The 24,117-nt window shown below is 60.5% G+C and carries 24 protein-coding genes and 1 tRNA gene; 10 read left to right on the top strand and 15 right to left on the bottom strand.

Annotation, left to right across the window (positions count from 1 at the left end; genetic code table 11):
- Nucleotides 1-350: 350 nt before the first annotated feature.
- The 4 genes from ACEN88_RS01485 to tssI all read right to left on the bottom strand — a co-directional run bounded on the left by ACEN88_RS01485 (nucleotide 351) and on the right by tssI (nucleotide 7,498).
- Nucleotides 351-1,609, bottom strand: a protein-coding gene (locus tag ACEN88_RS01485) for an IS3 family transposase (protein ID WP_413337053.1) whose coding sequence is annotated in 2 segments (ribosomal slippage) — nucleotides 351-1,270 and nucleotides 1,270-1,609 — 1,260 coding nt in all. Because the reading frame shifts where the segments join, the coding sequence is not laid out codon by codon here.
- Between the two features lie 195 nt (nucleotides 1,610-1,804).
- Nucleotides 1,805-2,059, bottom strand: a complete 255-nt coding sequence (locus ACEN88_RS01480) for a PAAR domain-containing protein (RefSeq protein ID WP_413337052.1) — start codon at nucleotides 2,057-2,059, stop codon at nucleotides 1,805-1,807.
- Nucleotides 2,060-2,201: 142 nt separating this feature from the next.
- Nucleotides 2,202-2,831 (bottom strand): hypothetical protein, encoded by a 630-nt coding sequence (locus tag ACEN88_RS01475; RefSeq protein WP_156650916.1) that lies wholly within the window; start codon nucleotides 2,829-2,831, stop codon nucleotides 2,202-2,204.
- Between the two features lie 110 nt (nucleotides 2,832-2,941).
- Nucleotides 2,942-7,498 carry a type VI secretion system tip protein TssI/VgrG gene (gene tssI, locus ACEN88_RS01470; protein ID WP_413337051.1) on the bottom strand — a complete coding sequence of 1,519 codons (4,557 nt, stop codon included), beginning with the start codon at nucleotides 7,496-7,498 and terminating at the stop codon, nucleotides 2,942-2,944.
- 242 nt (nucleotides 7,499-7,740) lie between these two features.
- On the opposite strand from tssI, the gene ACEN88_RS01465 reads away from it, so the two are divergent.
- A complete protein-coding gene (locus ACEN88_RS01465; protein ID WP_413337050.1) occupies nucleotides 7,741-8,055 on the top strand; it encodes a tyrosine-type recombinase/integrase in 315 nt (104 codons plus the stop codon).
- A gap of 13 nt (nucleotides 8,056-8,068) precedes the next feature.
- Here the strand turns inward: ACEN88_RS01465 and ACEN88_RS01460 are convergent.
- The 4 genes from ACEN88_RS01460 to ACEN88_RS01445 form a co-directional block, all read right to left on the bottom strand.
- Nucleotides 8,069-8,144: transfer RNA gene (locus ACEN88_RS01460), tRNA-Lys, on the bottom strand.
- A 55-nt stretch (nucleotides 8,145-8,199) separates the two neighbouring features.
- Entirely contained in the window at nucleotides 8,200-9,972 is a 1,773-nt protein-coding gene (locus tag ACEN88_RS01455) for a GspE/PulE family protein (RefSeq protein ID WP_413337049.1), read from the bottom strand.
- A 1-nt stretch (nucleotide 9,973) separates the two neighbouring features.
- Nucleotides 9,974-10,762: a spermidine synthase gene (locus ACEN88_RS01450; protein ID WP_413337048.1), complete on the bottom strand. Its 789-nt coding sequence runs from the start codon at nucleotides 10,760-10,762 to the stop codon at nucleotides 9,974-9,976.
- Between the two features lie 135 nt (nucleotides 10,763-10,897).
- Nucleotides 10,898-11,419: a glycine zipper 2TM domain-containing protein gene (locus ACEN88_RS01445; RefSeq protein WP_413337047.1), complete on the bottom strand. Its 522-nt coding sequence runs from the start codon at nucleotides 11,417-11,419 to the stop codon at nucleotides 10,898-10,900.
- 387 nt (nucleotides 11,420-11,806) lie between these two features.
- On the opposite strand from ACEN88_RS01445, the gene ACEN88_RS01440 reads away from it, so the two are divergent.
- From ACEN88_RS01440 to ACEN88_RS01420, 5 genes are all read left to right on the top strand, one after another.
- Entirely contained in the window at nucleotides 11,807-12,256 is a 450-nt protein-coding gene (locus tag ACEN88_RS01440) for a barstar family protein (protein ID WP_049809485.1), read from the top strand.
- Nucleotides 12,257-12,320: 64 nt separating this feature from the next.
- Complete coding sequence (gene purN, locus ACEN88_RS01435; RefSeq protein WP_413337046.1) at nucleotides 12,321-12,932, top strand: phosphoribosylglycinamide formyltransferase; 612 nt, start codon at nucleotides 12,321-12,323, stop codon at nucleotides 12,930-12,932.
- Nucleotides 12,933-12,950: 18 nt separating this feature from the next.
- A complete protein-coding gene (locus tag ACEN88_RS01430; protein ID WP_413337045.1) occupies nucleotides 12,951-14,252 on the top strand; it encodes an RsmB/NOP family class I SAM-dependent RNA methyltransferase in 1,302 nt (433 codons plus the stop codon).
- 9 nt (nucleotides 14,253-14,261) lie between these two features.
- A complete protein-coding gene (locus ACEN88_RS01425) occupies nucleotides 14,262-15,599 on the top strand; it encodes a mechanosensitive ion channel family protein (protein WP_413337044.1) in 1,338 nt (445 codons plus the stop codon).
- Nucleotides 15,600-15,749: 150 nt separating this feature from the next.
- Nucleotides 15,750-16,961, top strand: coding sequence for a fatty acid desaturase (locus ACEN88_RS01420; RefSeq protein WP_413337043.1), 1,212 nt, complete (start codon nucleotides 15,750-15,752; stop codon nucleotides 16,959-16,961).
- On the opposite strand, the gene ACEN88_RS01415 is transcribed toward ACEN88_RS01420, so the two are convergent.
- From ACEN88_RS01415 to radC, 7 genes are all read right to left on the bottom strand, one after another.
- Nucleotides 16,952-17,269 (bottom strand): hypothetical protein, encoded by a 318-nt coding sequence (locus ACEN88_RS01415; RefSeq protein ID WP_413337042.1) that lies wholly within the window; start codon nucleotides 17,267-17,269, stop codon nucleotides 16,952-16,954. The two genes, ACEN88_RS01420 and ACEN88_RS01415, sit on opposite strands and share 10 nt — an antisense overlap.
- Nucleotides 17,270-17,401: 132 nt before the next feature.
- Nucleotides 17,402-17,680, bottom strand: a complete 279-nt coding sequence (locus ACEN88_RS01410; protein WP_413337041.1) for a hypothetical protein — start codon at nucleotides 17,678-17,680, stop codon at nucleotides 17,402-17,404.
- Between the two features lie 144 nt (nucleotides 17,681-17,824).
- Nucleotides 17,825-18,949, bottom strand: coding sequence for a hypothetical protein (locus tag ACEN88_RS01405; protein ID WP_413337040.1), 1,125 nt, complete (start codon nucleotides 18,947-18,949; stop codon nucleotides 17,825-17,827).
- 137 nt (nucleotides 18,950-19,086) lie between these two features.
- The gene (gene rpmG / locus ACEN88_RS01400) at nucleotides 19,087-19,254 is read right to left on the bottom strand and encodes a 50S ribosomal protein L33 (RefSeq protein WP_029755886.1); all 168 of its coding nucleotides are present in this window, start codon (nucleotides 19,252-19,254) and stop codon (nucleotides 19,087-19,089) included.
- A 13-nt stretch (nucleotides 19,255-19,267) separates the two neighbouring features.
- Nucleotides 19,268-19,504 carry a 50S ribosomal protein L28 gene (gene rpmB / locus ACEN88_RS01395; protein WP_025511730.1) on the bottom strand — a complete coding sequence of 79 codons (237 nt, stop codon included), beginning with the start codon at nucleotides 19,502-19,504 and terminating at the stop codon, nucleotides 19,268-19,270.
- Nucleotides 19,505-19,662: 158 nt separating this feature from the next.
- On the bottom strand, nucleotides 19,663-20,202 hold the full coding sequence (locus ACEN88_RS01390; RefSeq protein WP_413337039.1) for an NADPH-dependent FMN reductase: 540 nt from the start codon (nucleotides 20,200-20,202) through the stop codon (nucleotides 19,663-19,665).
- A gap of 24 nt (nucleotides 20,203-20,226) precedes the next feature.
- The gene (radC, locus tag ACEN88_RS01385; RefSeq protein WP_413337038.1) at nucleotides 20,227-20,901 is read right to left on the bottom strand and encodes a RadC family protein; all 675 of its coding nucleotides are present in this window, start codon (nucleotides 20,899-20,901) and stop codon (nucleotides 20,227-20,229) included.
- A 186-nt stretch (nucleotides 20,902-21,087) separates the two neighbouring features.
- Here radC and ACEN88_RS01380 point away from each other — a divergent pair, with 186 nt between their 5' ends.
- The 4 genes from ACEN88_RS01380 to ACEN88_RS01365 all read left to right on the top strand — a co-directional run bounded on the left by ACEN88_RS01380 (nucleotide 21,088) and on the right by ACEN88_RS01365 (nucleotide 24,108).
- Entirely contained in the window at nucleotides 21,088-21,543 is a 456-nt protein-coding gene (locus ACEN88_RS01380) for an FKBP-type peptidyl-prolyl cis-trans isomerase (RefSeq protein ID WP_025511734.1), read from the top strand.
- A gap of 19 nt (nucleotides 21,544-21,562) precedes the next feature.
- The gene (gene ispH / locus ACEN88_RS01375; RefSeq protein WP_413337037.1) at nucleotides 21,563-22,507 is read left to right on the top strand and encodes a 4-hydroxy-3-methylbut-2-enyl diphosphate reductase; all 945 of its coding nucleotides are present in this window, start codon (nucleotides 21,563-21,565) and stop codon (nucleotides 22,505-22,507) included.
- A 20-nt stretch (nucleotides 22,508-22,527) separates the two neighbouring features.
- Nucleotides 22,528-23,070 (top strand): adenine phosphoribosyltransferase, encoded by a 543-nt coding sequence (locus tag ACEN88_RS01370; RefSeq protein WP_413337036.1) that lies wholly within the window; start codon nucleotides 22,528-22,530, stop codon nucleotides 23,068-23,070.
- 108 nt (nucleotides 23,071-23,178) lie between these two features.
- On the top strand, nucleotides 23,179-24,108 hold the full coding sequence (locus ACEN88_RS01365; RefSeq protein ID WP_056136098.1) for a branched-chain amino acid ABC transporter permease: 930 nt from the start codon (nucleotides 23,179-23,181) through the stop codon (nucleotides 24,106-24,108).
- Nucleotides 24,109-24,117 lie beyond the last annotated feature (9 nt).

Here is a 24,117-nt window from a genome sequence, read left to right as displayed (position 1 = left end):
GGGACTGCTGCAGATACAAAAAAAGGTGTCACGATCACTCGTAACGCCTTGATTTGATACTGCAAATTCGTGGTAGGCCGTGCTGGGCTCGAACCAGCGGCCAACGGATTAAAAGTCACTGGGTCGGCACGGATAACCTTTATTAATCAAAGACTTGCAACGCTTGTCAGATGCGATAACCAGTCAGCCAAAGGGGAGGGATGGTAACTTATCAGGAGGGACGTCACAAGTACGTCACATAGTGAGGCATGCATCCTTACGGCTGGACAGCAGGCACTGTACAACGTGAATAATTGAGGACATTCCTCTAATCTGATCTTGCCCCGCCATTCCCGGACACAGCCTGATGCTTAGTTAGCGTCAGTTTCCAGAGCCTGACGCCGTCGCTCTTTCCTAAACATGCGCGGCGATTTGTAGCCCAGCGCCGAATGTGGATGCACCTCGTTGAAATGCCTGAATGCGTCGGGCAATTGGGCCAGCACGGCAGCGCCGTTGCTACGGTCCATGCAGCCGACGTAATCGCGTTTAAACGTGTTCACGAAGCTCTCTGCCATGCCGTTCGACTGCGGGCTGTTCACAGGCGTATGCACCGGCTTGATGCCCAGTTCACGGGCCAGGGCGTGCGTCTCGATGGCCCGGAAAGCACCGCCATTGTCACTCAAAAATTCGACGGTAATCGTCCGCTCGTCCGTACTGCCGAAACGCGCTTCGACGGCCTCGATCATCATGTCGCGCACCGGCTCACCCGGCAAACCTCGGCCGATCCAGGCACGCCAGGCGATGATCTCGCGGTCGCAGCAGTCCTTCATGAAAACGCCAGTCACCACTTTGCCGTTGTCGCAGGCGATCTCGAAGCCGTCCGAGCACCAGCGCTGGTTCGATTCCTCGACCATCACTTTGCCATCGTGAGCGCGGCCGCTCTCATTACGCTTGGGCGATTTCGGCAGCAGCAAACCCTGCGCTTTCATCACGCGGTACATGCGCTTGTGGTTCACGGGATGCAGGCCCATCAGGCTGCGCGTACGGTTGACCAAGGCGCCAGCGCGACGGTAGCCGTAGGTCGGCAGTGCCGTGATTTCGGCACGTACAGCGTCGACAAGCATCGCGTCGGCGACCGGATCAAGTCTGGCCACGGTACGCCTGTCGATCCAATCCGCAGGTCGGGCAAGGAGGTCAATCACGTGCGAGCGCGCTACACCAAGAGCGACGCAGACAGGCTTTACTGCCCGTCCTTGTCCAATAAGGGCGAGCGCGCAATCCACTTTTTTTCGCGGGCCAGCTCGACTGCTTCGCGCAGGATCTCCGCTTCCATCGTTTTCTTGCCCAGCATGCGCTGCAGTTGCGCGATCTGGGCCCGGGCCGCGGCCAGTTCGCTCGCCGGCACGACTGATTCTCCAGAATGCACCGCGACCAGGGCGCCTTCACGCTCGAGCTTGTGCCAGTTGAACAGCTGGCTGGCACTGATACCGTGCTTGCGGGCCACCAGCGATACGCTCATGCCCGGCTCGTACGTTTCCTTGACCAGCGCAGCCTTTTCCTGCACTGACCAGCGGCGGCGTCGCTCTTCGGACACCGTCACGACTTCGATGGTTTGCTTGTTATTAGTCATACTCACAGTCTTACTCCTATCCGTAAGGATACAGCATCGACTGTGTCTGGCGAATCAAGGGGCTATCTCAAATCGGCCAGGCTCGACGCCTATCGAGCTCGGGCGGCGAACTCATGTGAATACCGCCTGTGCGGCCCATACTCTTGGGCGACAGCCGCAGACGTTGCAAGCACGGACATCTGCTCAGCGGTCAAATCACAATGACGCTATCAATTTTGCGCCGCATTCGGTCACGTCTCCGTCATAGGCATAGGACTTGCCTTCATGTCGCGCACCTGCTCCATCAGGTTTGATTGCAAAGTTACCTTTACACTTTGGGCACTGTGTCATGTCAGATTGAAGTGCTGCGATCACACCCATCACAGTTGTGCCCGAGGATGCGCTGATGACCTGGCCACCGTGATCGGTTTTGTCGTTGAGGCGAATGACGCCACGTCCTTGATGTTTCATTTGTGAGTTCTATTCGTTTATCGCTGCAGCTCGAAATTTAACCGCGAGTGGCTTGCGGATGCAATCCCTATCTTTACTTGATTATATAAATCAAAAGATTTTGACCAATACCAGTGCATTGATCTTGAATTCAGGCGTGAGACTAATAAGATGTGGTATAAATCTTTATCTGTTCAATTGTTGCCGATTCGCTTTTTCCATTTAGGTGTAAGTCGATCATGCTGCCGGGGCCAAATATCCCGCTAGGGAACTCGCAGCTTCTTAATCCACAGCTCAGATTCCGACGAGTGTCGATGTTCGATTGAACCTCCCAGAATTTCGTTTCTTTATCAATTCCGAATCCATCTATTTCTAGATAGCCGGTGAAAGGGTGGCGTGCTAGCCAGTCAGCCTTCGGTGTGTTATCAGGCGTTCCATCAGGATATGGCGTTCTTGTTTCCGTAAGTAAACGCTCAGGAATGCTTAAATTAATAGTAATAGTGCTGACGCTAAGTTTATTTTCCCAGCTTGTAGATGCCGTGAGTCCTAAATCTTCCCATACACACCATTCGGTCCCGGTCTCGTCACAATGTGGCTTTCTCTTAAGTATATTTTTCCATGTTGTTAACGGACGACCGAATTCTAGAAGTTTCCCGTCAAAAAAAATACGTGATTCCTTTATAATGATTTCCGGTTTTGCGTATCTTTTCACACGCCGGGCAGGTGGAGGGACTTTTATAGCACCTGTCGCTAGCGCAGCTTGACGTTGGACTTCGTTCCACCGATCTAACATCGTAGGTCCTCCTTCTTTCGTGGGAGGTGATTGGCCAGGAGGTTCCGCGCCTTTGGAAATGGCGATGAACAAAGATAGCACAAGTATTGATCCACTAAGGATTATTTTATTCATTTTTTAATTTGATTCTTTTCGTTGAAAAGCACGGTAAAATTTTTATTTATGTAATCCCAAGATTCTTGATTTGCTTTTTTGGCGCTGTTTATAGAGTCGAGAATTTCCTTTTTATGTGCTTTTTCGAGCGCCTCCCACTCTGTAGCAGACTCTCCCCGTTTCACCTCCTGCGGATGTCTTTTTGCCCAATCTGCTACTAATTTGTCTTGCCAATTCGTATCGAATGGATGAACCAGAAAACCTCGAGCGATCAGTGCTGGATCGGCTGTTGCGTCTCCTTTCCACCAATGGGCAGCAACGGCTGATCCAACTTTTTTCACCGCTTCTTTCGCCAATTCGGCTGCTAGGGTGTGGAATGGATGATTGTCATGGTCTTTTGCTAGTTGAGAATGTGTTGGATTTGTCGATCCGTTTGTATTAGGGTCGCCTGCGCGGACGATTTGTTGATCGTCAACGCTATTTCCAACAAGGTGAAGCAAGGTGCTGTAGACGAAGTTATAAATATTGGAGATCAATCCAACAGTGTAAAAAGGGATTGCTTCGATGTATTTAAATGCCGGTTTTTCTGCAAGCCAATCTCTTCCTCCTAGAAAATATTCATAAGCCTTCAGTACGCGTGGATCACTATGCGCACGCAGTAAGATAAGTATGATTCGATCTGCTTTCGTGCGCTCACCAGGTTCGGTTGGTTTGAACTTCCATTCAATCTTGAATAATATATCTGCGATAGTTCCTGCTGTGCTGGCAATAACGTCATCAGAATCAAACATCCCAGTAACGACGGGAAGACTATGCTTCCCAGGTGCGGATGATGTCCATGGGAGAACATGAACGTGTCCCACTTTCCTTAAGCTAAGTTCGACAAAATTACTGTGCGCGAAGTAATCTTCAAGTACATGAAGTGCTGCGCCAAAGTGTCTGTATCCCTCCGGCCCTGGGCCAGCGGTTAGCGCCTTGTTTATCTCGCTAGACATGTATGCGGCGGAAGAATCGATATACCTCTTCATTGATTTTTGCGGATCTATCGAAGTATATTCTATGGAAGCTATCGGCTGGAAATCTTTGTCGATTGCATGCGGATCAGACGCGTTAGTGGAGTTGTTGGTTGGATTGTCGATATGTTCTACAGGACGGTACACTCCTAACATGGAAGGAGTTACTTTGAAAATATTTTTTTGCTCTGGACTTTTGACAAATTCGGCTTCGGCAAAAATGTCTACTAGCTCTGTTAGCTCTTGGCGAGAAAACGCTGCGGGAAAATTTCGTGGTGCTTCAGGCATTCGGACGATAGAAGGATCGAGTAATTGTGAGTAATCGCGCAACCAGTTTCCGAAGTAAATCTGCTTGATTATATTTTTTCCTTGAAAATGTATAGAGGCTTCAAATATGGCATGCTCGATCGACTGATGGCCAAACGACGAAGTTGGTCGTTCTTGATTATGTTCACCCATGCCTGCGCCAAAAAATTCGATATTGCCATTCTTGCCTTCGTTACGCTGTGCATCTTCGTTTTGGGATTTTTGTATGGCTTGCTGTACCGCGTGGTAATCGACTTTAAGTTCGCCGTTAAAAGTGGGGGAGCGATAACTTGCATATGGTGTGGAGCTGCTATTGCAAAAATCAAAAAAGGCAATGTTATAGGCGAATTTCGCACCCTCATCGCCTTCTGCATCTGGCGCAATTGCGGAAGTGCCGTCCGGATTTTTCTCAGCCAAATCGCTACGTAGTACTAAATCAATATAGTGGCCAAATTCATGTAGTAGCGCGGTCAGCAGTTCCCATGAGTCGTCGTTACCCGCTGCAGCGCGATCAGCAGCCGCCCGATGTACCAGAATTTCACGTGTTTCGTTGTCGAATGAAGCCGGATAATGGCAACTCATCATTACCTTAATGGTCGGTTGTTTGAGTGAACCATTTTTCAGTCCTTCGTATAGCTTGATATAGGTTTCTGCAGGGATGTCGTAGCCAAATATAGGCGCCAAAAACATAACGAATTCGGCGTGTGTAAAGTTTTTTGCTACCTGCTTGATCTGATTAAATGCAAACGAACTTTCGAGGTGTCGATCGGTTTCTACAACTGCATTGGCGTTGGGAGCGAGCGAGAAAGCTTGTCTTTTCTTGTTAGGCTCAACAGCGACACTTTTCGAAGGCAAGGTCTCAAGATTGCCGTGGAAAAGAACAGGCGATGAAGTGAAGAACTGCGTTTGATCGCTAATTTCGAGCATGTGATTAGCGCCCTGCAGCCTCACCCCTTTCTTGCCCCTGATCGTCACCCAGTCCGACTCGCTCAAGAGCGCAAGCACCTTGTTGGCGATGATCTCCACGTCGTCCTCTTGCGCCTGTACGGACACCTTGCCGCCGGCGGCGATCAGCTTCATCCCAGCCTTGTGCACGAACAGCCGGAAGGTCTTGCCGATGCTTGCGAACACTCCTTCAGTGCTAGCAATCGATAAACTTTTGCCACTGGTAATGGCCGTATGACGGCTGCTGGCGATGTGAGTGGACTGTGCAGAGCTCAGCTCGATACCTGCCGGACTGGCGACGACCAGATGTGGTTCGGCCAACTCTTTGAACTTTCCTGTGCCGCATCCCTGGATGCCTTGGCTCTGGGATTTAAGGTCCTTAACCGTATCCTCTTGCTGAAGTTCTTGCTTCTCCTGCGCGCCGTAGTGCTGTGCTAACCCGACCAGTTGTTCCTGTAAGTCCGCGGCGGTCGATAGCCGCTTAATCGTTTCGCCCATATCCTTGATATGGGATGCGGCGTTCGGCCGTGTTTCCGTCGTTATAAGCATGCCTTGGCTAGCACGCGCCACGCCCCAGGCATTGGTCGCGATTTCCCAGCCTTCGCCACGTGCATCTTTGCGCCCGCTAGTGTCTTCGATGCGCGTAATATGTCCAAGCGACAGCTGGCTGCACTGATGATCGCTCTTCAACTGCGCCTGGATCTTGCCTGGGGTGTCGTCCAGCACCAGATGGTTGCCACGCCCACTCGCTTCGCCCGCCCGCAGTTCGCGGCTGCGCAGACCACTCAGGGGCTGTTGCTCCGGCAGCTGCCACGGCGGCATGTGCGTGTAGTTGTACAGCACACCAAGGATCAGCGGATGGTCGATATTCCCGTTCACGAAGACCACGCCCACTTCCTCGCCGACCCGCGGCAGGCGAATAAGCCCGAACTCGACACCGGCGCCCGGCGACATTACGCGCAGCCAGGGCGAGCTGTTCTCGTCGTATTTGCCGAGCCGGTCCCAGTGGAACTGGACCTTGACCCGCCCATAGCCATCGGTATGGATCTCGGCGCCGGCCGGCCCGACCACGATGGCGGTCTGGATGCCGTGATAGGTGCACGGCTGGCTGTTGTAGTGACGGCCCGGGCGCCACTGGATATCCTTGCGCACGCAGTGAAACGAGTTCTCGTAGTTCGATGGCGCGCCCGGCCCGGCCTGGTAATTGTTGCTGGCTTCGTGGTCGACGGAGAGGATCAGGTAGTCGCGATCACGGATGCTGGGCTGGGCCGGCTCGCCGCGCTTGGGAACGCGCAGCTCGGCGCTGAAGTGGTCGGCAAGCTTGAAGCACCGGCCCGGCTGGGCGGTACGATCGTTGCCGCGGGCTTCGAAGCTCTGCGTGTTCGCGTCGCGCTCGCCCATGCGCTGCTGCGCGAGCTGTTCGCCCTCGTCATGGGTGCGGAAACCGTACGATCCGGTGTCTTCGTAGATTTCGTAGGGGAAGACGTCACCCTGGTTATTCAGGGACTCGGCGGTCGAGCGCTGCGCGACCGGGCTCTTGTAATCGAAGCTGGCCAGGGTCGTCTGGCCTGATCCGAGGCGACGCACGGGACTCCATTCGCGGATGCCGTCCTCTTCGAGCGAGCCCGCTTTGTCGCGGAACGGAATTTCGCCAGAATCGTCGATCCCGGTCGGATCGATGGGTTGCGCGAGCGTGCTCCTGTCGCTGAGCCAGAGCGTGTGCCCATCCGCCCGGTGCTCGTACCAGTAGTGCAGCCCGAGTTCCTCCCAGCGGCGGTGCAGGTGGTTGTAGTCGGTTTCGTCATACTGGTTCGCGCAGGTCATGCGCGGGTACTCAGCGACGATGACCGGATTCCAGTCGGCCTGGCGGTAGTGGGCAAAGGTCAGCTCGGTCAATTCGATGGCGCTCTTGCCGTGGAACGACCGGTTGTCCTTGCGCAGCTTGGCGAATGCCAGCCATGGCTCGAGGACCATGTGGTAGAACGCGAAGCCGCCGTCGGTGCGAAGGAAACGGAATTCAGTGACATAGCCGTTGAAGTAGCGCAGCGAGCCGTCTTTGCGCACGAGCGAGATCGTGACCATCCTGGCCATCATCGCCTTCAGCGGAATCTGCGCGTCGTCCGACAGGAGTTCGACCTCGAAGCGGAAGCACCGCGAGACTTCCTCGTGCGCCTTGAGCCGGTTCGGCAGGAGAATGCGATCCGGACCGTCGTTGTAGGGGAATTCCAGACGCATCAGGCGGTCGTGCTGCGCATCGTGACTGAACGCCGAGAGCGCAGCTCCCGCCGCGATCGCTTGGCTTTCGCCCATGTGTTACCTCCGATGGGTTATCAGGTATCAGATTTTCCATCGGCTAAGGTAACCAACCGCTTTTCGGGAGACCTTGATTTTAAGTAATTAGGAACTGAGCTGTTGTCCCGATGGGCAGCGACATTGCAGCGAACTTTCGCCACGCATGCTGATTTTGCTCAGCTTGATTGATCTCAAGGCGAGCTGACGAGCGGGTTCTACATTTTTCCTTTGGTTGCCAGCAGGGGCAGCCGATCAGGTACGTGAACACGAAGGCCTCGCGCAATGCGCTGAAGCGGGCCAGCATAACGGACTTCCGCTGGCATGACCTACGGCACACCTGGGCCAGTTGGCGGATCCAAAACGGCACGCCGTTGTACGACGTGCAGGAGATGGGCGGCTGGAAGTCAGCCGCAATGGTGCGGCGGTACGCGCACTTGGCGCCGGCACACATGGCGCGGCACGCGGCGGTAGTAGACGGACTGCTGCGCGTCACAAGTACGGCACAGTATGTAGAAGAGCGGACTGCCGCAGATACAAAAAAAGGCGTCACGATCACTCGTAACGCCTTGATTTGATACTGCAAATTCGTGGTAGGCCGTGCTGGGCTCGAACCAGCGACCAACGGATTAAAAGTCCGCTGCTCTACCAACTGAGCTAACGACCCGAAGAAGGCACGCATTATAGCGGGCCGTTTTGATTTACGCCAGAGCTAACGTAAATCAGTGCGCCACGGTGGACTTCAGCACTTCCTCAGCCGTCGTCACGCCCTCGGCCACCTTGTAGGCACCGGCGATGCGCAGCGGCTTCATGCCGTCGGCCACGCTTTGCTGGCGCAGCGCGGCCAGGTCCGTTTTTTCCTGCAGCAGTTGCGAGAAGGTTTCCGTCACCGTGACGAGTTCGTACAGGCCCGTGCGGCCGCGGAATCCCGTGTGGCGGCATTCCGGACAGCCGATCGGCCGGTAGACGGTCGTCGGCTTCGGCAGGTTCCAGGTGCCGCCCAGGGCCTGCCAGACGTCGTCCGACAGTTCGCCGTCCGCGGCCTTGCAGTGCGGGCACAGCGTGCGCACCAGGCGCTGGGCCATGATGCCGATCAGCGTTGCTTCCAGCAGGTAGTAGGGCACGCCCAGTTCCAGCAGGCGCATGACGGCGGACGGGGCGTCGTTCGTGTGCAAGGTCGACAGCACGAGATGGCCCGTCAGCGCGGCCTGGATCGCCATCTCGGCCGTCTCCAGGTCGCGGATCTCGCCGACCATGATGATGTCCGGGTCCTGCCGCATCAGCGCGCGCACGCCGTCGGCGAACGACAGGTCGATGCCCGGCTGTACCTGCATCTGGTTGAACGACGCCTCGACCATCTCGATCGGATCTTCGACCGTGCACACGTTGACTTCGCTCGTGGCGAGCGCCTTCAGCGTGGTGTACAACGTCGTCGTCTTGCCGGAGCCGGTCGGGCCCGTGACGAGGATGATGCCGTGCGCGCGCTTCGTCAGCGCATCCCAGCGTGCCGCGTCGTCCGGCGGGAAGCCCAGTTCCGGCAGCGTCTTGACGACGACTTCCGGGTCGAAGATGCGCATCACGAGTTTTTCGCCGAACGCCGTCGGCATCGTGGACAGGCGCAGCTCGACTTCCTGGCCGTCGTTCGTGCGCGTCTTGATGCGGCCGTCCTGCGGGCGGCGTTTCTCGATGACGTCCATGCGGCCCAGCAGCTTGATGCGGGCCGTCATGGCGATCATCACGACGGCCGGCACCTGGTACACCTGGTGCAGCACGCCGTCGATGCGGAAGCGGATCGCGCCGGCGTCGCGCTTCGGCTCCAGGTGGATGTCGGACGCGCGCTGCTCGAACGCGTAACTCCACAGCCAGTCGACGATGTTGACGATGTGCTGGTCGTTCGCGTCGACCTGTTTATTCGTCTTGCCCAGTTCGACCAGTTGCTCGAAGTTGTTGCGCAGCGCGAGGTCCTGGCCGCTGGACTTGTTCGCGTCACGGATGGATTTCGCGAGGCTGAAGAATTGCGAGATGTATTGCGCGATGTCGAGCGGATTCGCGATCACGAGCTCGATGCGGCGGCGCGAGAGGCGCGCGATCTCGTCCTGCCATTCGGTGCGGAACGGATCGGCCGTCGCCACGACCAGCGTGCCCGGTCCCAGTTCCACCGGCAGGATATTAAAACGCGCCGCATAGCTGGCCGACATCACGTCCGCGACCTTGGTGAAATCGATCTTGAGCGGATCGATGCGGAAGAAGGGCAGGCCGACCTTGCCGGCGCACCATTCGCTGAGCACGTCCAGCGTGAGCAGTTTATGGGGAGCCTTTGCCGACACGATCTTGCACTGCGCGACCGCCGTCAGCGGGTGCATCGACCCGACCGCATTCTTGAGGAGGCTTTGCGCCTGGGCGAAGTGCGGCTTGACGGTCGATTTCTCGACGATGCCGTCGGCCAGCAGCCACGAAAAGATGGCTTGCAGGTCGAGGGCCTTTGGTTTTTGCATGTCAGTTCGCGCCGGCCGCCGCGATGCCCTTGACCCAGGACTTGGCCGGCAGCTTCGTCGCGGCCACGATCTGCGCGGCGCGTGCGGCGAGGCGGTCCTTGTCGAGATCCGGCTTCTTCTTGAAGCACAGCGCGACGACGTTGCCGTCGTGGACCTCCGGCAGGCAGATCACGTGGGCGAACGCGAAGCGCATGGCCTTGATGTTCTTCGCGAAGCTGGGGTGGTCGCCGAACAGGTTGACGGTCATGACGCCGCGGTCCGTCAGGCAGGCGTCGCAGGCCCGGTAGAACTCGGGCGTGTCGAGCACGGGGCCGCGCGCGGTGGCGTCGTACAGGTCGCACTGCAGGGCATCGATCGTGTCGTGGTTGGCCTCGTCGAGCACGAAGTCCATCGCGTCCATCTCGCGTACGCGCAGGCGTTCGTCTTCCGGCGGCAGTTTGAACATCGAATTACAGATCGCGATCACGGAGGGATTCAGTTCCACCGCGGTTACCTGCGCCTGCGGGAACTGGCGATATGAGAACTTGGTCAAAGCCGCTGCGCCCAGGCCAAGCTGGACGATGGCGTGCGGCTCGTCGATGAACAGCATCCAGGCCATCATCTGCTGAGCGTACTCGAGTTCAGGCCAGTCCGGCTTGCGGATGCGCATGGCACCTTGCACCCATTCGGTACCGAAATGGAGGTAGCGCACACCGTCCTGTTCGGACAGGGTGACGGGCGCAAACTTGGGCTTGCGGGCGGGACGGCGCGACGATTCGGCCTGTTCGATGGATTTGCGTTTGATGAGCATAGGATGAGCGAAAGAAGCATCCTATTATCGGCGGGAAGGAATCCGCAGCGCAAGAAGCGCTGCGGATGGCAGCAGACGCTGCGGAGGAAGCCGACGGCTCGGGGAAGGGGGCGGTCCCCCGCGCCGGAAGATGTGTTACTGGTATTGATCCGGTTCGACCGACACGCGCAGGCGCACACGGTTGCCCGGGTCGCGGTTCATGACCGTCGTGTAGGTGTGGCCGCGGTAATCGTAGGTTACGTCGTAGCCGTTCGTGCGCTCCTGGATGGAGTCGACGGTGCGGCAGCGCTGCACGGCCTGTTCCTGCACTTGCGGGCCGTAGTTGCGGCCGTTGTTGTCGACGTTGTCGCCGACCATGCCGCCCGCGATCGCACCGGCCGCGGCAGCCGCGACGCGACCGTTGCCGCCACCCACCTGGCTGCCCAGCAGGGCGCCGGCGATGCCGCCGATGACGGTGCCCGCCTGGCTGCGCTGTTGCGGCACCTGGGCCTGCACGTAATCGGTACGGCATTCCTGGCGCGGCGTACGCACCTGCTCGATGCGCGGCTGGACGCGCGTCACGCGGCCGAAGTCCTCGAAATCGCCGGCCTGTGCCTGGGCCAGCGGCAGGGCGCACACGCCCAGGGCGGAGAGAATCAGTTTGGCTTTGACGTTCATGCTCATACCTCGTTTGGTGGTGCTTCTGATCTGTTGGTATCGAAAGGCGTTTCGCCCACCACTGAATCTTAGCGCTGGTTGGCCCGCATTTCCGATCCGTGTGGCAACAAAATGTAACAGCAGGTATACGCGCCAAAACGCCCGGTTCAGAGGAGAAAAGCGTGGAAAAAGCGCCAACAATGGATGAAAAAACTCGTCTTTTTTTACAAATATGAGCGACTCGTCCATATTCGGGTTGATTCGCTTACCACAAAACGTTACCCTTAGGAGACTTAGGGTTTTATTGGCGCGTGGAAATCAGACCAGGAGAAAGCGAACAACCCCGCCGCTTCCGCAAACCACCGCGCGCTGGAGCAGCAGAACCAGACTGGGTGACTTGAGGAAAAAATGAGTTTGTTGATGAGAGTACCGCCGAATCTTGTGCAGTCCATCCGCGCTTACCGTGCACCGGAGCTGCAGAAGGAGGCGATGCGCCTTGGTCATCATTTTCTCTATGCCCTGTGCACGAATGCGCTGACGAAGCAGCAGGTCTGTGCCCGCATCGGCGAGCAATTCTTCTTCCCCAAACCCTGCAGCAAGAATTTCGACGCGCTGCGCAACTGTCTCACCGAAGTCATCGCCGAGGCCGGACCGCAGCCCGGCTTCATCGCCGTGCTCGATCAATTGCCGAATACGCAAAAATTCGACAAGGAAGCGCGCGAAACCCTGCTCGACGTCTTCCGCGACGCGGCCGAATTCTGGGCCGAGAAAAAAGTCCCGTTCCGCGTATTTTATTCCTTCGAAGAGCCGCAATCGCCCCAACCCGTGGGGTGGGTGGGGCCCCACGCGTTCAAGTAAGCGCGGCGTTGCCGTCATTTCCTTCCTTGGGTCCGCCCATCGGCTCGGGTTACAATGCGCGCTTATGAAAAATATCGTGATCCTTATTTCTGGCCGCGGCAGCAACATGGAAGCCATCGTGCGCGCGCAGCAGGCCGAAGCCTGGCCGGCCCGTATCGCCGCCGTGATCAGCAATAAGCCGGACGCCAAGGGCCTGGCATTCGCGGCGTCCCACGGCATTCCGACCGCCGTCGTCCCCAACAAGGAATTCCCGACCCGCGAAGCGTTCGACGCCGCCCTGCAGGAAACGATCGACCGGTTCAATCCGGACCTCGTCGTGCTGGCCGGCTTCATGCGCATCCTGACGGCGCCGTTCGTCGAACACTACGCGGGCCGCATGCTGAACATCCACCCGTCGCTGCTGCCGCTGTTCCCCGGACTGCACACGCACCGGCAGGCGCTGGACGCGGGCGTGGCGGAACACGGCGCGACCGTGCATTTCGTCACCGCCGAGCTGGACCACGGTCCGGCCGTGATCCAGGCGCGCATCCCCGTGCTGCCGGGCGATACGGAAGACAGCCTGGCCGAACGCCTGCTGGCGGAGGAACACGTCATATATCCGAAAGCGGTGCGCCTGTTCATCGAAGACAGGCTCTGCATCGAAAACGGCGAGGTCCGGATCGCCGTGACTCCCTGAATCCACCAAGGAACACCCATGAGATTGCCACCCGCGATACTCGGCAATGCTGAAGAGGTATTGCGCGAGATCCTGCGCTTTACTTCCCCTGCCGACGTCACCCTGTCGCGCTACTTCAAGGACCACCCCCGTCTCGGCGGACGCGAACGCGGCGCCATCGCCGAATGCGTCTATGCCGTCCTGCGTCATAAATCGTTCTTCACCGATTTCGCCGGTACCGGCGCGTCGATGCGCCGCCTCACGGTGCTCGGCATGGCCGAAGCCATCGGCGCCGACTCGCTGGGCGGCCTGTCGGAAGACGAAACGGCCCTGCTGACGCGCATCAAGGAGATCGACCGTTCGCTGCTGCCGCCGAAGAAACTGGCGAACCTGCCCGACTGGCTGTACGACAAATTCGTCGCCCAGTACGGCGAGGAAGAGACGCTGGCGCTGGCCGCCGTGCTGAACACGCCGGCGCCGCTGGACCTGCGCGTGAACTCGCTGAAGACCGACCGCGACAAGGTCATCGCCGAACTGGCGACGGCACCGATCGCGGCCGAACCGACGCCGTACTCGGCGCTGGGCCTGCGCATCTGGAAGAAGCCGACGCTGCAGAACCTGCCGCTGTTCAAGGAAGGCGCGATCGAAGTGCAGGACGAGGGCAGCCAGGTGCTCGCCCAGCTGCTGGGCGCGCGCCGCGGCGAGATGGTCGTCGACTTCTGCGCCGGTGCCGGCGGCAAGACACTGGCCATCGGCGCCATCATGCGCAGCACGGGCCGCCTGTACGCCTTCGACGTGTCGGAAAAGCGCCTGACCAAGCTGAAGCCGAGGCTGGCGCGCAGCGGGCTGTCGAACGTGCATCCAGTCGTCATCGCGCACGAACGTGACGCCAAAGTGAAGCGTTTGGCCGGCAAGATCGACCGCGTGCTCGTCGACGCGCCATGCTCCGGCATGGGCACCCTGCGCCGCAATCCGGACGTGAAATGGCGCCAGCAGCCGCAAGATATCGTCGAATTGACGGAAAAACAGGCATCGATCCTGGACGGCGCCGCGCGCCTCGTGAAATTCGGCGGCCGCCTCGTCTACGCGACCTGCAGCCTGCTGGACGAAGAAAACACGGGCATCGTGCAGGGCTTCCTCGCCACGCATCCGGATTTCGAGCTGGTGCCGATGCACAAGGTCCTGGCCGAGCAGCGCATCCCGCTGGAGATGGGCGATTACCTCAAGATGCTGCCGCACAAGCACGGTACGGACGGCTTCTTTGCCGCCGTGCTGGAGCGCAAGGCCGCGCCCGCCAAGGCCGTTGCCGACGAGTCCGACGAAGACGCTGCTTCGGAGTAATTGGGGCCGATGCCGCTGACCAACCTGATCGACGACCTGTTGGATGACCTGAGCCGCCCCGGCATGCCGTGGCAGGTCGGGTCCATCGTCGCTTCGATCCTGTTCGGCTGGCTCAGCGCGCAACTGGTCCGCGTGTGGTGGCGCCGCCGCCGCGGCGAGGACGGCAGCCTGCTGCACACGGGCGTGGAAAGTTTTACGCGCGTCGTGGCGCCGCTGCTCGTCGTCGGGTTGCTGTACCTGGCGCAGGTGGTGCTAACCAAAACCCACTTCCACACGAACATCGTCAAGGTGGCGATCCCCGTGTTCTGGTCGCTGGCCGCCATCCGCCTCGTGTTCTACCTGCTGCGCCGCGTGTTCGCGCGCCGCGGACAGCTGGGGCAGACGCTCGTCACGTTCGAAAAGATCTTCGCGCTCGTCGCGTGGCTTGCGGTGGCGTTGTACATCACGGGCCTGTGGCCGGATATCTTCGATTTCCTCGACAGCTACAAGATCCAGTTCGGTCCGAAAAAATCCAGCAGCGTCACCCTGGCCGACATCGCGCAGGCCGTCGCGTCCGTCGTCGTGATGCTGATGCTGGCCCTGTGGGCCGGCGCCGCGCTGGAAGAGCGGCTGATGGGCGTGCACGCGCTGCACAGCTCGCTGCGGGTGGCGCTGGCGCGCCTGAGCCGCGCGCTGATGATCGTCGGCGCCGTGCTGCTGAGCCTGAACCTGGTCGGCATCGATTTGACCGTGCTGTCCGTGTTCGGCGGCGCCCTGGGCGTCGGCCTCGGTCTCGGCATGCAGAGAATCGCCAGCAACTACGTGTCCGGTTTCATCATCCTGCTCGAACGGAGCCTGTCCATCGGCGACATGATCACGGTCAGCACGTTCACGGGAAAGGTCACCCAGATCAACACGCGCTACACCGTGTTGCAGGGCCTGGACGGCGTCGAGACCGTGTTGCCGAACGAGTTACTCATTTCCGGCCCCGTGCAGAACCAGTCGCTGACGACGCGCAGGGTGCGCGCGTCGACGAAGATCACGGTCGCCTACGGTTCCGACCTGGAGCAGGTGATGCCGTTGCTGGTGGCGCAGGCCGTCGGCACGCCGCGCGTGCTGGAAGATCCGGCGCCCGGCATTTCGCTGTCGCGCTTCGGTCCGGACGGCTACGAGCTCGACCTGGGTTTCTGGATCGCCGATCCGGAGAACGGGCAGGGCGGTGTCGTTTCGGAAATCAATAAAAAGGTGTATGCCCTGGTGCAGTCCGGTACCGTCAAACTGGGCTTTCCATCTGTTGATACCCGCCTCCTCGACTCCCATATAGCATCGGTTGTGGCGCGGATCACGCAGCCGGCGCAGAATTCTTAGCCGGGTGCGCGTCGATTGCGTCACGGCGTGCCGTGCGGCACCGGTTACGCGTAAAATGCATCTTTGCGTCATGCACGAAAGCGTGACACTCTTGTCATAGTGACTGTTTCATAGAAAGAACAGCATCCTCTCATCCTTAGTGGAGTATCGATGAATTTTCTCAGCAACATCCTGCACGCCGTGCTGTCCTTCCTGGATGGCGGTCTGTTCGACCTGTCGGTCTGGCAGATGGTCGTGTACACGCTGGTCGTCACGCACATCACGATCGCCGGCGTGACGATTTACCTGCACCGCCACCAGGCGCACCGCGCGCTGGACCTGCACCCGATCGTGAGTCACTTCTTCCGCTTCTGGCTGTGGCTGACCACGGGCCAGGTAACCAAGGAATGGGCTGCGGTGCACCGCAAGCACCATGCCAAGTGCGAAACGGTGGACGACCCGCATAGCCCGGTGACGCGCGGCATCAAGGAAGTGTTGCTGCGTGGCGCGGAGCTGTATCGCGCCGAAACGAAGAACCAGGAAACGCTGGACAAGTACGGCCACGGCTGCCCGAACGACTGGATGGAGAACAACCTGTACACGAAGTACAGCTGGCTGGGCGTGTCGATGCTGCTGCCGCTGAGCGTCGCGCTGTTCGGCGTCGCCGGCATCACGATCTGGGCCGTGCAGATGCTGTGGATCCCGATCACGGCGGCCGGCATCATCAACGGCATCGGCCACTACTGGGGCTACCGCAACTACGACTGCAATGATGCGGCCCGGAACATCATGCCGTGGGGCATCCTCATCGGTGGTGAAGAGCTGCACAACAACCACCACACGTTCGCCACGTCGGCCAAGCTGTCGAGCAAGTGGTACGAGTTCGACATTGGCTGGGCGTACATCCGCCTGATGGAAATGGTGGGCCTCGCCAAGGTCAAGAAGACGATTCCGAAGCCGAAACTGCAAAAGAACAAGCTGGAAGCCGACTTCGACACCCTGCAGGCCGTCATCGCCAACCGCTACGACGTGATGGCGAAATATGCCAAGTCCGTCAAGTACGCATTCCGCGAAGAAGTGGAACACCTGAAGCAAAAGGCCGAGCTGGAATCCCGCTTCCTGAAGAGCTCGCGCAAGCTGATGCAGCGCGAACCGGCCAAGCTGCAGGCACCGCAACAGGCCCAGCTGGTCGAACTGTTCCAGCACAGCAAAGCCCTGGAAACGATGCACCAGATGCGCGTGGAACTGGGCGCGATCTGGGAACGCTCGCACTCGACCCGCGACCAGCTGCTGCACCAGCTGCAGGACTGGTGCACCCGCGCCGAAGCGTCGGGCATCAAGGCGCTGCAAGAGTTTTCGATGCGCCTGCGCAGCTATGCGTAAGCAGGCATGACATGGCCGGCATGGCCGCCCCATGACGAACACCCCTCATGCAGGGGTGTTTTGTTTTCCGGGGCCCGATCGGCGGCCGTGCCTGAAATGGCTGGTGCATCGAACAGCGCGCGCGTATGATCGCCGAAAGGGAGGGTATCGGCGTCAATCGGGCGTGTCCTGCCAAGTCCGGAGAACCTGTCATGATAGAACGTCAACGCCGTTCTGACGAAGCGACCGCAAACGCCGTCGCGCGCGGCCTGAATATCCTTTACGTCCGTAACGCGGACCTCGCCCAACGCTACATGGAACACAAACATGTTCCACTCCAGGTTATCCACCGGGTACTGACCCGCCCTGACTTGCGCCGCCGGCTCAGCCCGGAGCAATCGATTTCGGAAGCCATCACGCCTTCGCCGCCGGACGAGTCCGGGCGATAGGCCGCGCCCGCACTAGGTGGCGTGCTGTCCAGACTCGGGCGACAGGAGCTCGGCGTCGGCGTCTTCCCGCGCGGTGGCATGTTCGGCCCCCATGCTGTCATCGATCGACTGGCGCTCCTCGGCGGCCAGCTCGGGCGGATCCAGCATGTCCGCTAGCATGGCGGCGAGTTCAGGCGTGTCCCACGGGGTGCCGCTGCGTTCCTTGATGTGGATATAGTGCCGGATTTCGCTGTCCTGCTCGGACGTGAGCGGCAATCCGCGAAAGGTATTGGAAGGTCTGGATTCTTTCATGATGCTCTCGATTCATATCCCGTTTCCGGGCCTGGCGTGAGGGCGCTCTATGCGCGTCATCGAGATGGCATGGGGCGGTGCTGGTGGTCATTCGACTCTACGCGCATCCGTCACGGGCGGGCGCACGGCAGTTCGGCGTGACGATCAGCGGCAGAACGCTACCGGCGGATATCCGCAAGCGATCATCGTTCCGACGTCCGGATTTGCCAGGTAATCCAGGTGCGCCGTCACCGGGTTTTCGATCAAGCCCAGCCACGTGCTGTCGTTCGACACGAGCACGTCGGCGACAGCCACGTCCGGCGCCGCGTAGCGGGCGGGCAGCAGGCGGTAGGACAGCAAATCGTTTGGATCGGTGAAGGCGACGACGGCCAGGCGCTGCAGGGTGTCCGCGCGACGGTTGGGCTGGCGCCGGCGCAGTTCCAGGAAGCGCTGCAAGGCGTCGGCCAACCGCATGTCCTGCGTGGCGATCGCCCGCTGTGCCGCCGCCGACTGCTCGGCCAGGCCCAGGATGGGCAACTGGTTGCCGGCCATGAACAGCAGTCCCAGCCGGCGCGCTGCCTGCTGGCCCAGCGCCCGCGTCTGCGGTTGCCACGATTCCAGCATGGCGCTCAGGGCGTCGAACAGCATCTTGCTGCCCAGGCTTTCCGCGACGACGACGAGCGGTGCCTCGCTGTCGGGATCCTGCTCGAGCACCTGCGCGATCGTCCGCACCATCGCATCGCGGATCGCGACGTGGCTTTCGCCCTGGTAGATGACGGCGTCGGACAGGCAATCGTTCAGCAGGTTGTCCTTGACGTAGCCGTTCAGCGAGGCGCGCTTCGGCTTGCATGCGCCGGCCGCGGTGCAATCCGTCGGCTTGCCCGTCATGTCGACGTCGAGCTGGTGCTTCAGGCCGGCCGTCAGCGGCGACCACACGAGGGCGTGGAAGCGGACCGTGCCGCCGGCAAGCCTGCGCGTGCGCTCGACGACTTCCACGCGCGGCGGCGCCGTGGTGCTGGCAGGTGCCGGCGCGTGCGCTTCGACGATGCCCGTGATGCGGTCGATCTGGCGCTCGGCCCAGGCCGTATCGTGGGTGCACATGCCGTGGACGAGGAGCACGTCGACGGGGCGCGTGCCGGCTTCCGCGACGCTGCTGGCAATGCCGGGAAAGGTCGCGCTGCCATGCACGACGACGGGAGGGCGGTAGGGCGTGGAGCAGGCGGCGAGGCCGGCAAGGGCGGCCAGGGCAGGCAGGAGCGACAGTCGGGTAGGCCACAGGTTGTGCCACATAAGGCGATTCTCCAGCGAAGGTGGACGATCGACTATAACGACGCGGGAGAGTGGATCAAATGACCCCAATCAATGGCACAGAAAAACAAAAAAGCCGCGCGCGGTGAAGCGGGCGGCTTTCTTTGAAAAGAACCAGATTACTTGATCTTGGTTTCTTTGTAGACCACGTGCTTGCGAGCTTTCGGGTCGAATTTGGTGATTTCCATCTTCGCCGGCATCGTGCGCTTGTTCTTGGTCGTGGTGTAGAAGTGACCGGTACCTGCGGTCGATTCCAGTTTGATCTTGTCGCGGCCAGTTTTTGCCATGATGACTCCCTAATTAGATTTTCTCGCCGCGGGCGCGCATATCGGCCAGCACAGCGTCGATGCCGAGCTTGTCGATGACGCGCAGGCCGGCGTTCGAAATACGCAGGGAGACCCAGCGGTTTTCGGATTCTACGAAGATGCGGCGGTTCTGCAGGTTCGGCAGAAAACGACGCTTGGTTTTGTTGTTGGCGTGGGAGACGTTGTTGCCAACCATCGGACCCTTGCCAGTAACTTGGCAAACACGTGCCATAGCGCACTCCTTGAATAAACTTCCACAATCGGAAAAACGAGAGTATAGCTCGAAAACCGTCGAGTAATCAACAACTTGCGGAAAAAAATTGTTAATCGATAAATCGACGAAATTTAACAATCGTGAAGTTTCGCAATGTTTGCTTCGTAAGGGCTTGTTTACACACTGTTATTCGCGCGTCCGACGTGCGCAACGAGCGCCCGCAGGGCGGCTGCGATCGGCGCCGCGAAGCGTGGTTCCGACGCAATCCGGTCCGGATCGACGCGGGAGCCGATGACGGGAATGCGCAGGCAGGCGTCGAGGACGAGGTCGGCCGACATCGTGCGCAGCGTCTCTTTCAGCGCCTCGTCGGCATGAAACGATTGGTACGACGGATTCAGCACGGCGACCGGCTTCCCCGCGAACGGCGCGTGGTTCACGACCCAGTCCAGCGTGTTCTTGATGGTGCCCGTGACCCCGTGCGCGTACTCGGGGCTGGCGATGAGGAGGGCGTCGGCCGCCGTGATCGCCTCCTGCAGGGCCAGCACGCCGGCAGGGATCTCGGTGCGCTCGGGACTGAACAGCGGGAAATCCAGGTGGTGTTCGAAGAGGTGGATGGCGACACCGTCGGGCGCGAGGTCGCGGCAGGCGCGCAGCAGGCCGCCGCTCATCGAACGGGTGCGCTGGCTGCCGCAGAGGGCGAGGATACGGATGGGCATGAGAGCATCTTAGCTCAGATGAGCTCAGATCTGCCCGTGCTCCGCGAAGGAATGGATGAGCGGCCCGGCCACGATGAAATGGTCGAGCACGCGGATGTCCACGAGACTGAGCGCCTTGACCAGGGCGCCCGTGAGGCGCAGGTCGGCCTCGCTCGGCTCCGGCACGCCGGACGGGTGATTGTGCGCGAGGATCACGCTGGCCGCGTTGTAGTCCAGCGCCTCGATGACGACTTCGCGCGGGTAGACGCTCGTCTGCGCGAGCGTGCCGCGGAACAGTTCACGGTCGGCGATCAGGCGGTTCTTGACGTCCAGGAACAGGACGACGAACGATTCGTGACGCTGGCCGCCCAGCTTCATGCGCAGGTAGCGCTTGACGAGCTCGGGCGAGCCGAACGCCTCGCCCGCCTGCAATTGTTCGGCGATGGCGCGGCGGGCCAGTTCCATCACGGCCTGCAATTGCGCATATTTCGCCATGCCGAGGCCGTGCACCTCGGCACAATCGCCCAGGGTCGCGCCGAACAGGCCGTGCAGCGAGCCGAAGTGTTGCAGGATGTCGCGGCCCAACTCGACCGCGCTCTTGCCGCGCACACCCACGCGCAGCAGCAGCGCCAGCAGTTCCGGATCCGACAACGCCTGCGCGCCCTCGCGCACGAGCCGTTCGCGCGGCCGGGTCTGCTCCGGCCAGTCTTCGATTCCCATCCGACCCTCCATGCAAGATCGTGCATTATTCGCGCGACGGGAGCAGGGCGGTTTGGGCATGCGCAAGCCCGTGATCGTAACGTTTTTGCATGTGCAACAGATCGGCGACAGAAATCGCACCGGCTGAGGCGGGACGGGCACAGGTGGCTTACAATAGCGGTTTGCACGTCAACCGAACACGCAACAATGTCCTCCACTAACGCTCCCGTCGTCACCGAATCGTCGTACCTGACCCTCCATTACCGTCTTGCCACCGCCGACGGCAAGGACATCGTCACGACCTTCGGCAGCACCCCGGCCACCCTGCTGCTGGGCCAGGGCCAGCTCGCCCCGTTCCTGGAGCAGCGCCTGCTCGGCCTGGCCGAAGGCACGCACACGACGTTCGACCTGACCGCCGCTGAAGGATTCGGGGAGCGCAATCCCGACCTGATCCAGGTCGTGACGAAAAAGACCCTGGACGAGAACTCGGAACCGGATGCCGATTACCAGGTCGGCGACCTCGTCGACTTTCGCGCGCCGGGCGGCGGCCGCTTTGCCGGCGTGCTGCGCGAGATGCGCGCCAACGACGCCGTGTTCGACTTCAACCACCCGCTGGCCGGCCAGCCGCTGAAGTTCGAAGTCCAGCTGATTTCCGTACTCTGACCACAGCCATCACCGAACCATGGACAACGAGATCCTGTTAGCCCAGCCGCGCGGCTTTTGCGCCGGCGTCGACCGTGCGATCGAGATCGTCGAGCGTGCCCTGCAGCAGTTCGGCGCGCCCATCTACGTGCGCCACGAAATCGTCCACAACGCCTACGTCGTCAACGACCTGCGCAACAAGGGCGCGATCTTCATCGAAGACCTGGACGATGTCCCGGCCGGCAATACGCTCGTGTTTTCCGCGCACGGCGTGTCGAAGGCCGTGCGCGAGGAAGCCGAGTCGCGCGGCCTGAAGGTCTATGACGCCACCTGCCCGCTGGTCACCAAGGTGCACGTGGAAGTGGCCAAGATGCGCAAGCAGGGCGCCGAAATCGTCATGATCGGCCACGCCGGCCACCCGGAAGTCGAGGGCACGATGGGCCAGGCGGAAGAGGGCATGCACCTCGTCGAGACGGTCGACGATGTAGCGAAACTGAACGTCGGCAATCCCGACCTGCTGGCCTATGTGTCGCAGACGACCCTGTCCGTCGACGACACCGCGGAGATCATCGCCGCGCTGAAGGCCCGTTTCCCGAACATCGTGGAGCCGAAGAAGGGCGACATCTGCTACGCGACGACGAACCGCCAGGAAGCCGTGAAATTCATGGCGCCGCAGGTGGAAGTCGTGATCGTCGTCGGCAGCCCGAACAGCTCCAATTCGAACCGCCTGCGCGAAGTGGCGGAAAAGAAGGGCACGCCGGCCTACATGGTCGACAACGCCGCCGGCATCGATCCGGCCTGGATCGCCGGCAGGAAGCGCATCGGCGTCACGGCCGGCGCGTCGGCCCCGGAAGTGCTCGTGCAAGCCGTCATCGAGCGCCTGAAAGACTTGGGTGCCGCCAGCGTGCGCGCGCTCGAGGGCGTCGAAGAGCACGTCACGTTCCCGCTGCCCAAGGGCCTGGACGGCGGCAAGGCCGCGGCCTGAATCACCCCTGGTTTGATCCAATGAACGTATTCGACCTGCGCCCGCGCTCGCCCTCCGGTTTCGACACCATCCCGCTGGAATTCTTCCAGGATTACCCGGAACCGGGCGTCAATTTCATCGACGTGGGCTGCGTCTTCGACAACCCGACCCACTGGCAGCTCGCCATCGACGCGCTGACCGAACGCACGGCCCACCTCGACGTCGACTTCCTCCTCGCGATGGACGCGCGCGGCTTCATGCTCGCGGGCGCGCTCGCGTACCAGCGCGGCATCGGCTTCGCGATGGCGCGCAAACCGGGCAAGCTGCCGGGCGCCGCGATCGGCATCGATTACCGCCGCGAGTACGGCAGCGCCACGATCGAGATCCAGCCGGAGCGCATCAAGGGCCAGCGCGTGCTGATCGTCGACGACGTGCTGGCGACCGGCGGCACCATCGAGGCGGCGGCCACGCTGCTGCGCCGCATCGGCAAGGATGTCGTCGGTGCTGCCGCCCTGTTCGACGTCGCGTTTTTCAAGGACAAACGCAACCTGACCATGCCGGTGGTGACCCTGCGCGACGTGTAAATCCCGGCAACGCATCTGTTATGATGACGCTCGGAATTATGTTGCTTGGCTAGCGGCACTCGTACCACGGGTGCCGTTTTTGTTAGTTCGAAAGGAAACCACACAAGCATGGAAACTTTTGTCCAACAGATCCTGAACGGGCTGGTGCTGGGCAGCATGTATGCGCTCGTCGCACTCGGCTACACGATGGTCTACGGCGTGCTCAACCTCATCAACTTCGCCCATGGCGACGTGCTGATGATCGGCGCCATGGTCGGCCTGTCGATCCTGAAACTGCTGGACGGCGTCTTTCCCGGCCTGCCCGGCGGCGTGCAGCTCGCCATCGCCATCGTCGGCGCGATCCCCGTCACGATGCTCGTGAACGTCCTCATCGAACGCATCGCCTACCGCCGCCTGCGCAACGCGCCGCGCCTGGCCCCGCTGATCACCGCGATCGGCGTGTCGATCCTGCTGCAGACCTTCGCCATGATGATCTGGGGCCGCAGCCCGCTGCCGTTCCCGCAACTGCTGTCGTCCGACCCGGTCAATGTCGGTGGCGCCGTGATCTCGCACACGCAGATCTTGCTGCTCGTGCTGGCCGCCGCCGCGATGGTCGGCCTCGTGTTCCTCGTCGAGAAGACCCGCATGGGCCGCGCGATGCGCGCCGTCGCCGAGAATCCGCGCGTGGCCGGGTTGATGGGTGTGGACTCCAACCGCGTCATCGTCGCCACGTTTGCCATCGGCGCCGCGCTGGCGGCCGTCGCCGGCGTGATGTGGGGCGCGAATTACGCATCGATCCAGTTCGCGATGGGCACCGTGCCGGGCATGAAGGCGTTCTCTGCCGCCGTGCTGGGCGGTATCGGCAATATCTACGGCGCTATGATCGGCGGGATCGTCCTCGGCATCATCGAGAGCCTCGGTGCCGGCTACATCGGTGACCTGACCGGCGGCTTCCTCGGCAGCCATTACCAGGACATCTTCGCGTTCATCGTGCTGATCCTCGTGCTGACCGTGCGTCCGTCCGGCATCATGGGCGAGCGCGTGGCCGACCGCGCGTAAGGAGATCGC

Source organism: Massilia sp. CT11-108 (assembly GCF_047302915.1).
Classification (GTDB): Bacteria; Pseudomonadota; Gammaproteobacteria; order Burkholderiales; family Burkholderiaceae_D; genus Telluria; species Telluria orientalis.
Note: the sequence above shows the minus strand (reverse complement) of the source record. Positions and strands in the feature narration are given on the sequence as shown.

Bases quoted from the DNA above. Each gene is read 5' to 3' on its own strand.
- ACEN88_RS01480 (WP_413337052.1), bottom strand. From the start codon at position 2,059: ATGAAACATCAAGGACGTGGCGTCATTCGCCTCAACGACAAAACCGAT.
- ACEN88_RS01475 (WP_156650916.1), bottom strand. From the start codon at position 2,831: ATGTTAGATCGGTGGAACGAAGTCCAACGTCAAGCTGCGCTAGCGACA.
- tssI (WP_413337051.1), bottom strand. From the start codon at position 7,498: ATGGGCGAAAGCCAAGCGATCGCGGCGGGAGCTGCGCTCTCGGCGTTC.
- ACEN88_RS01455 (WP_413337049.1), bottom strand. From the start codon at position 9,972: ATGCAAAAACCAAAGGCCCTCGACCTGCAAGCCATCTTTTCGTGGCTG.
- ACEN88_RS01450 (WP_413337048.1), bottom strand. From the start codon at position 10,762: ATGCTCATCAAACGCAAATCCATCGAACAGGCCGAATCGTCGCGCCGT.
- ACEN88_RS01445 (WP_413337047.1), bottom strand. From the start codon at position 11,419: ATGAACGTCAAAGCCAAACTGATTCTCTCCGCCCTGGGCGTGTGCGCC.
- ACEN88_RS01440 (WP_049809485.1), top strand. From the start codon at position 11,807: ATGAGTTTGTTGATGAGAGTACCGCCGAATCTTGTGCAGTCCATCCGC.
- purN (WP_413337046.1), top strand. From the start codon at position 12,321: ATGAAAAATATCGTGATCCTTATTTCTGGCCGCGGCAGCAACATGGAA.
- ACEN88_RS01430 (WP_413337045.1), top strand. From the start codon at position 12,951: ATGAGATTGCCACCCGCGATACTCGGCAATGCTGAAGAGGTATTGCGC.
- ACEN88_RS01425 (WP_413337044.1), top strand. From the start codon at position 14,262: ATGCCGCTGACCAACCTGATCGACGACCTGTTGGATGACCTGAGCCGC.
- ACEN88_RS01420 (WP_413337043.1), top strand. From the start codon at position 15,750: ATGAATTTTCTCAGCAACATCCTGCACGCCGTGCTGTCCTTCCTGGAT.
- ACEN88_RS01415 (WP_413337042.1), bottom strand. From the start codon at position 17,269: ATGTTTGTGTTCCATGTAGCGTTGGGCGAGGTCCGCGTTACGGACGTA.
- ACEN88_RS01410 (WP_413337041.1), bottom strand. From the start codon at position 17,680: ATGAAAGAATCCAGACCTTCCAATACCTTTCGCGGATTGCCGCTCACG.
- ACEN88_RS01405 (WP_413337040.1), bottom strand. From the start codon at position 18,949: ATGTGGCACAACCTGTGGCCTACCCGACTGTCGCTCCTGCCTGCCCTG.
- rpmG (WP_029755886.1), bottom strand. From the start codon at position 19,254: ATGGCAAAAACTGGCCGCGACAAGATCAAACTGGAATCGACCGCAGGT.
- rpmB (WP_025511730.1), bottom strand. From the start codon at position 19,504: ATGGCACGTGTTTGCCAAGTTACTGGCAAGGGTCCGATGGTTGGCAAC.
- ACEN88_RS01390 (WP_413337039.1), bottom strand. From the start codon at position 20,202: ATGCCCATCCGTATCCTCGCCCTCTGCGGCAGCCAGCGCACCCGTTCG.
- radC (WP_413337038.1), bottom strand. From the start codon at position 20,901: ATGGGAATCGAAGACTGGCCGGAGCAGACCCGGCCGCGCGAACGGCTC.
- ACEN88_RS01380 (WP_025511734.1), top strand. From the start codon at position 21,088: ATGTCCTCCACTAACGCTCCCGTCGTCACCGAATCGTCGTACCTGACC.
- ispH (WP_413337037.1), top strand. From the start codon at position 21,563: ATGGACAACGAGATCCTGTTAGCCCAGCCGCGCGGCTTTTGCGCCGGC.
- ACEN88_RS01370 (WP_413337036.1), top strand. From the start codon at position 22,528: ATGAACGTATTCGACCTGCGCCCGCGCTCGCCCTCCGGTTTCGACACC.
- ACEN88_RS01365 (WP_056136098.1), top strand. From the start codon at position 23,179: ATGGAAACTTTTGTCCAACAGATCCTGAACGGGCTGGTGCTGGGCAGC.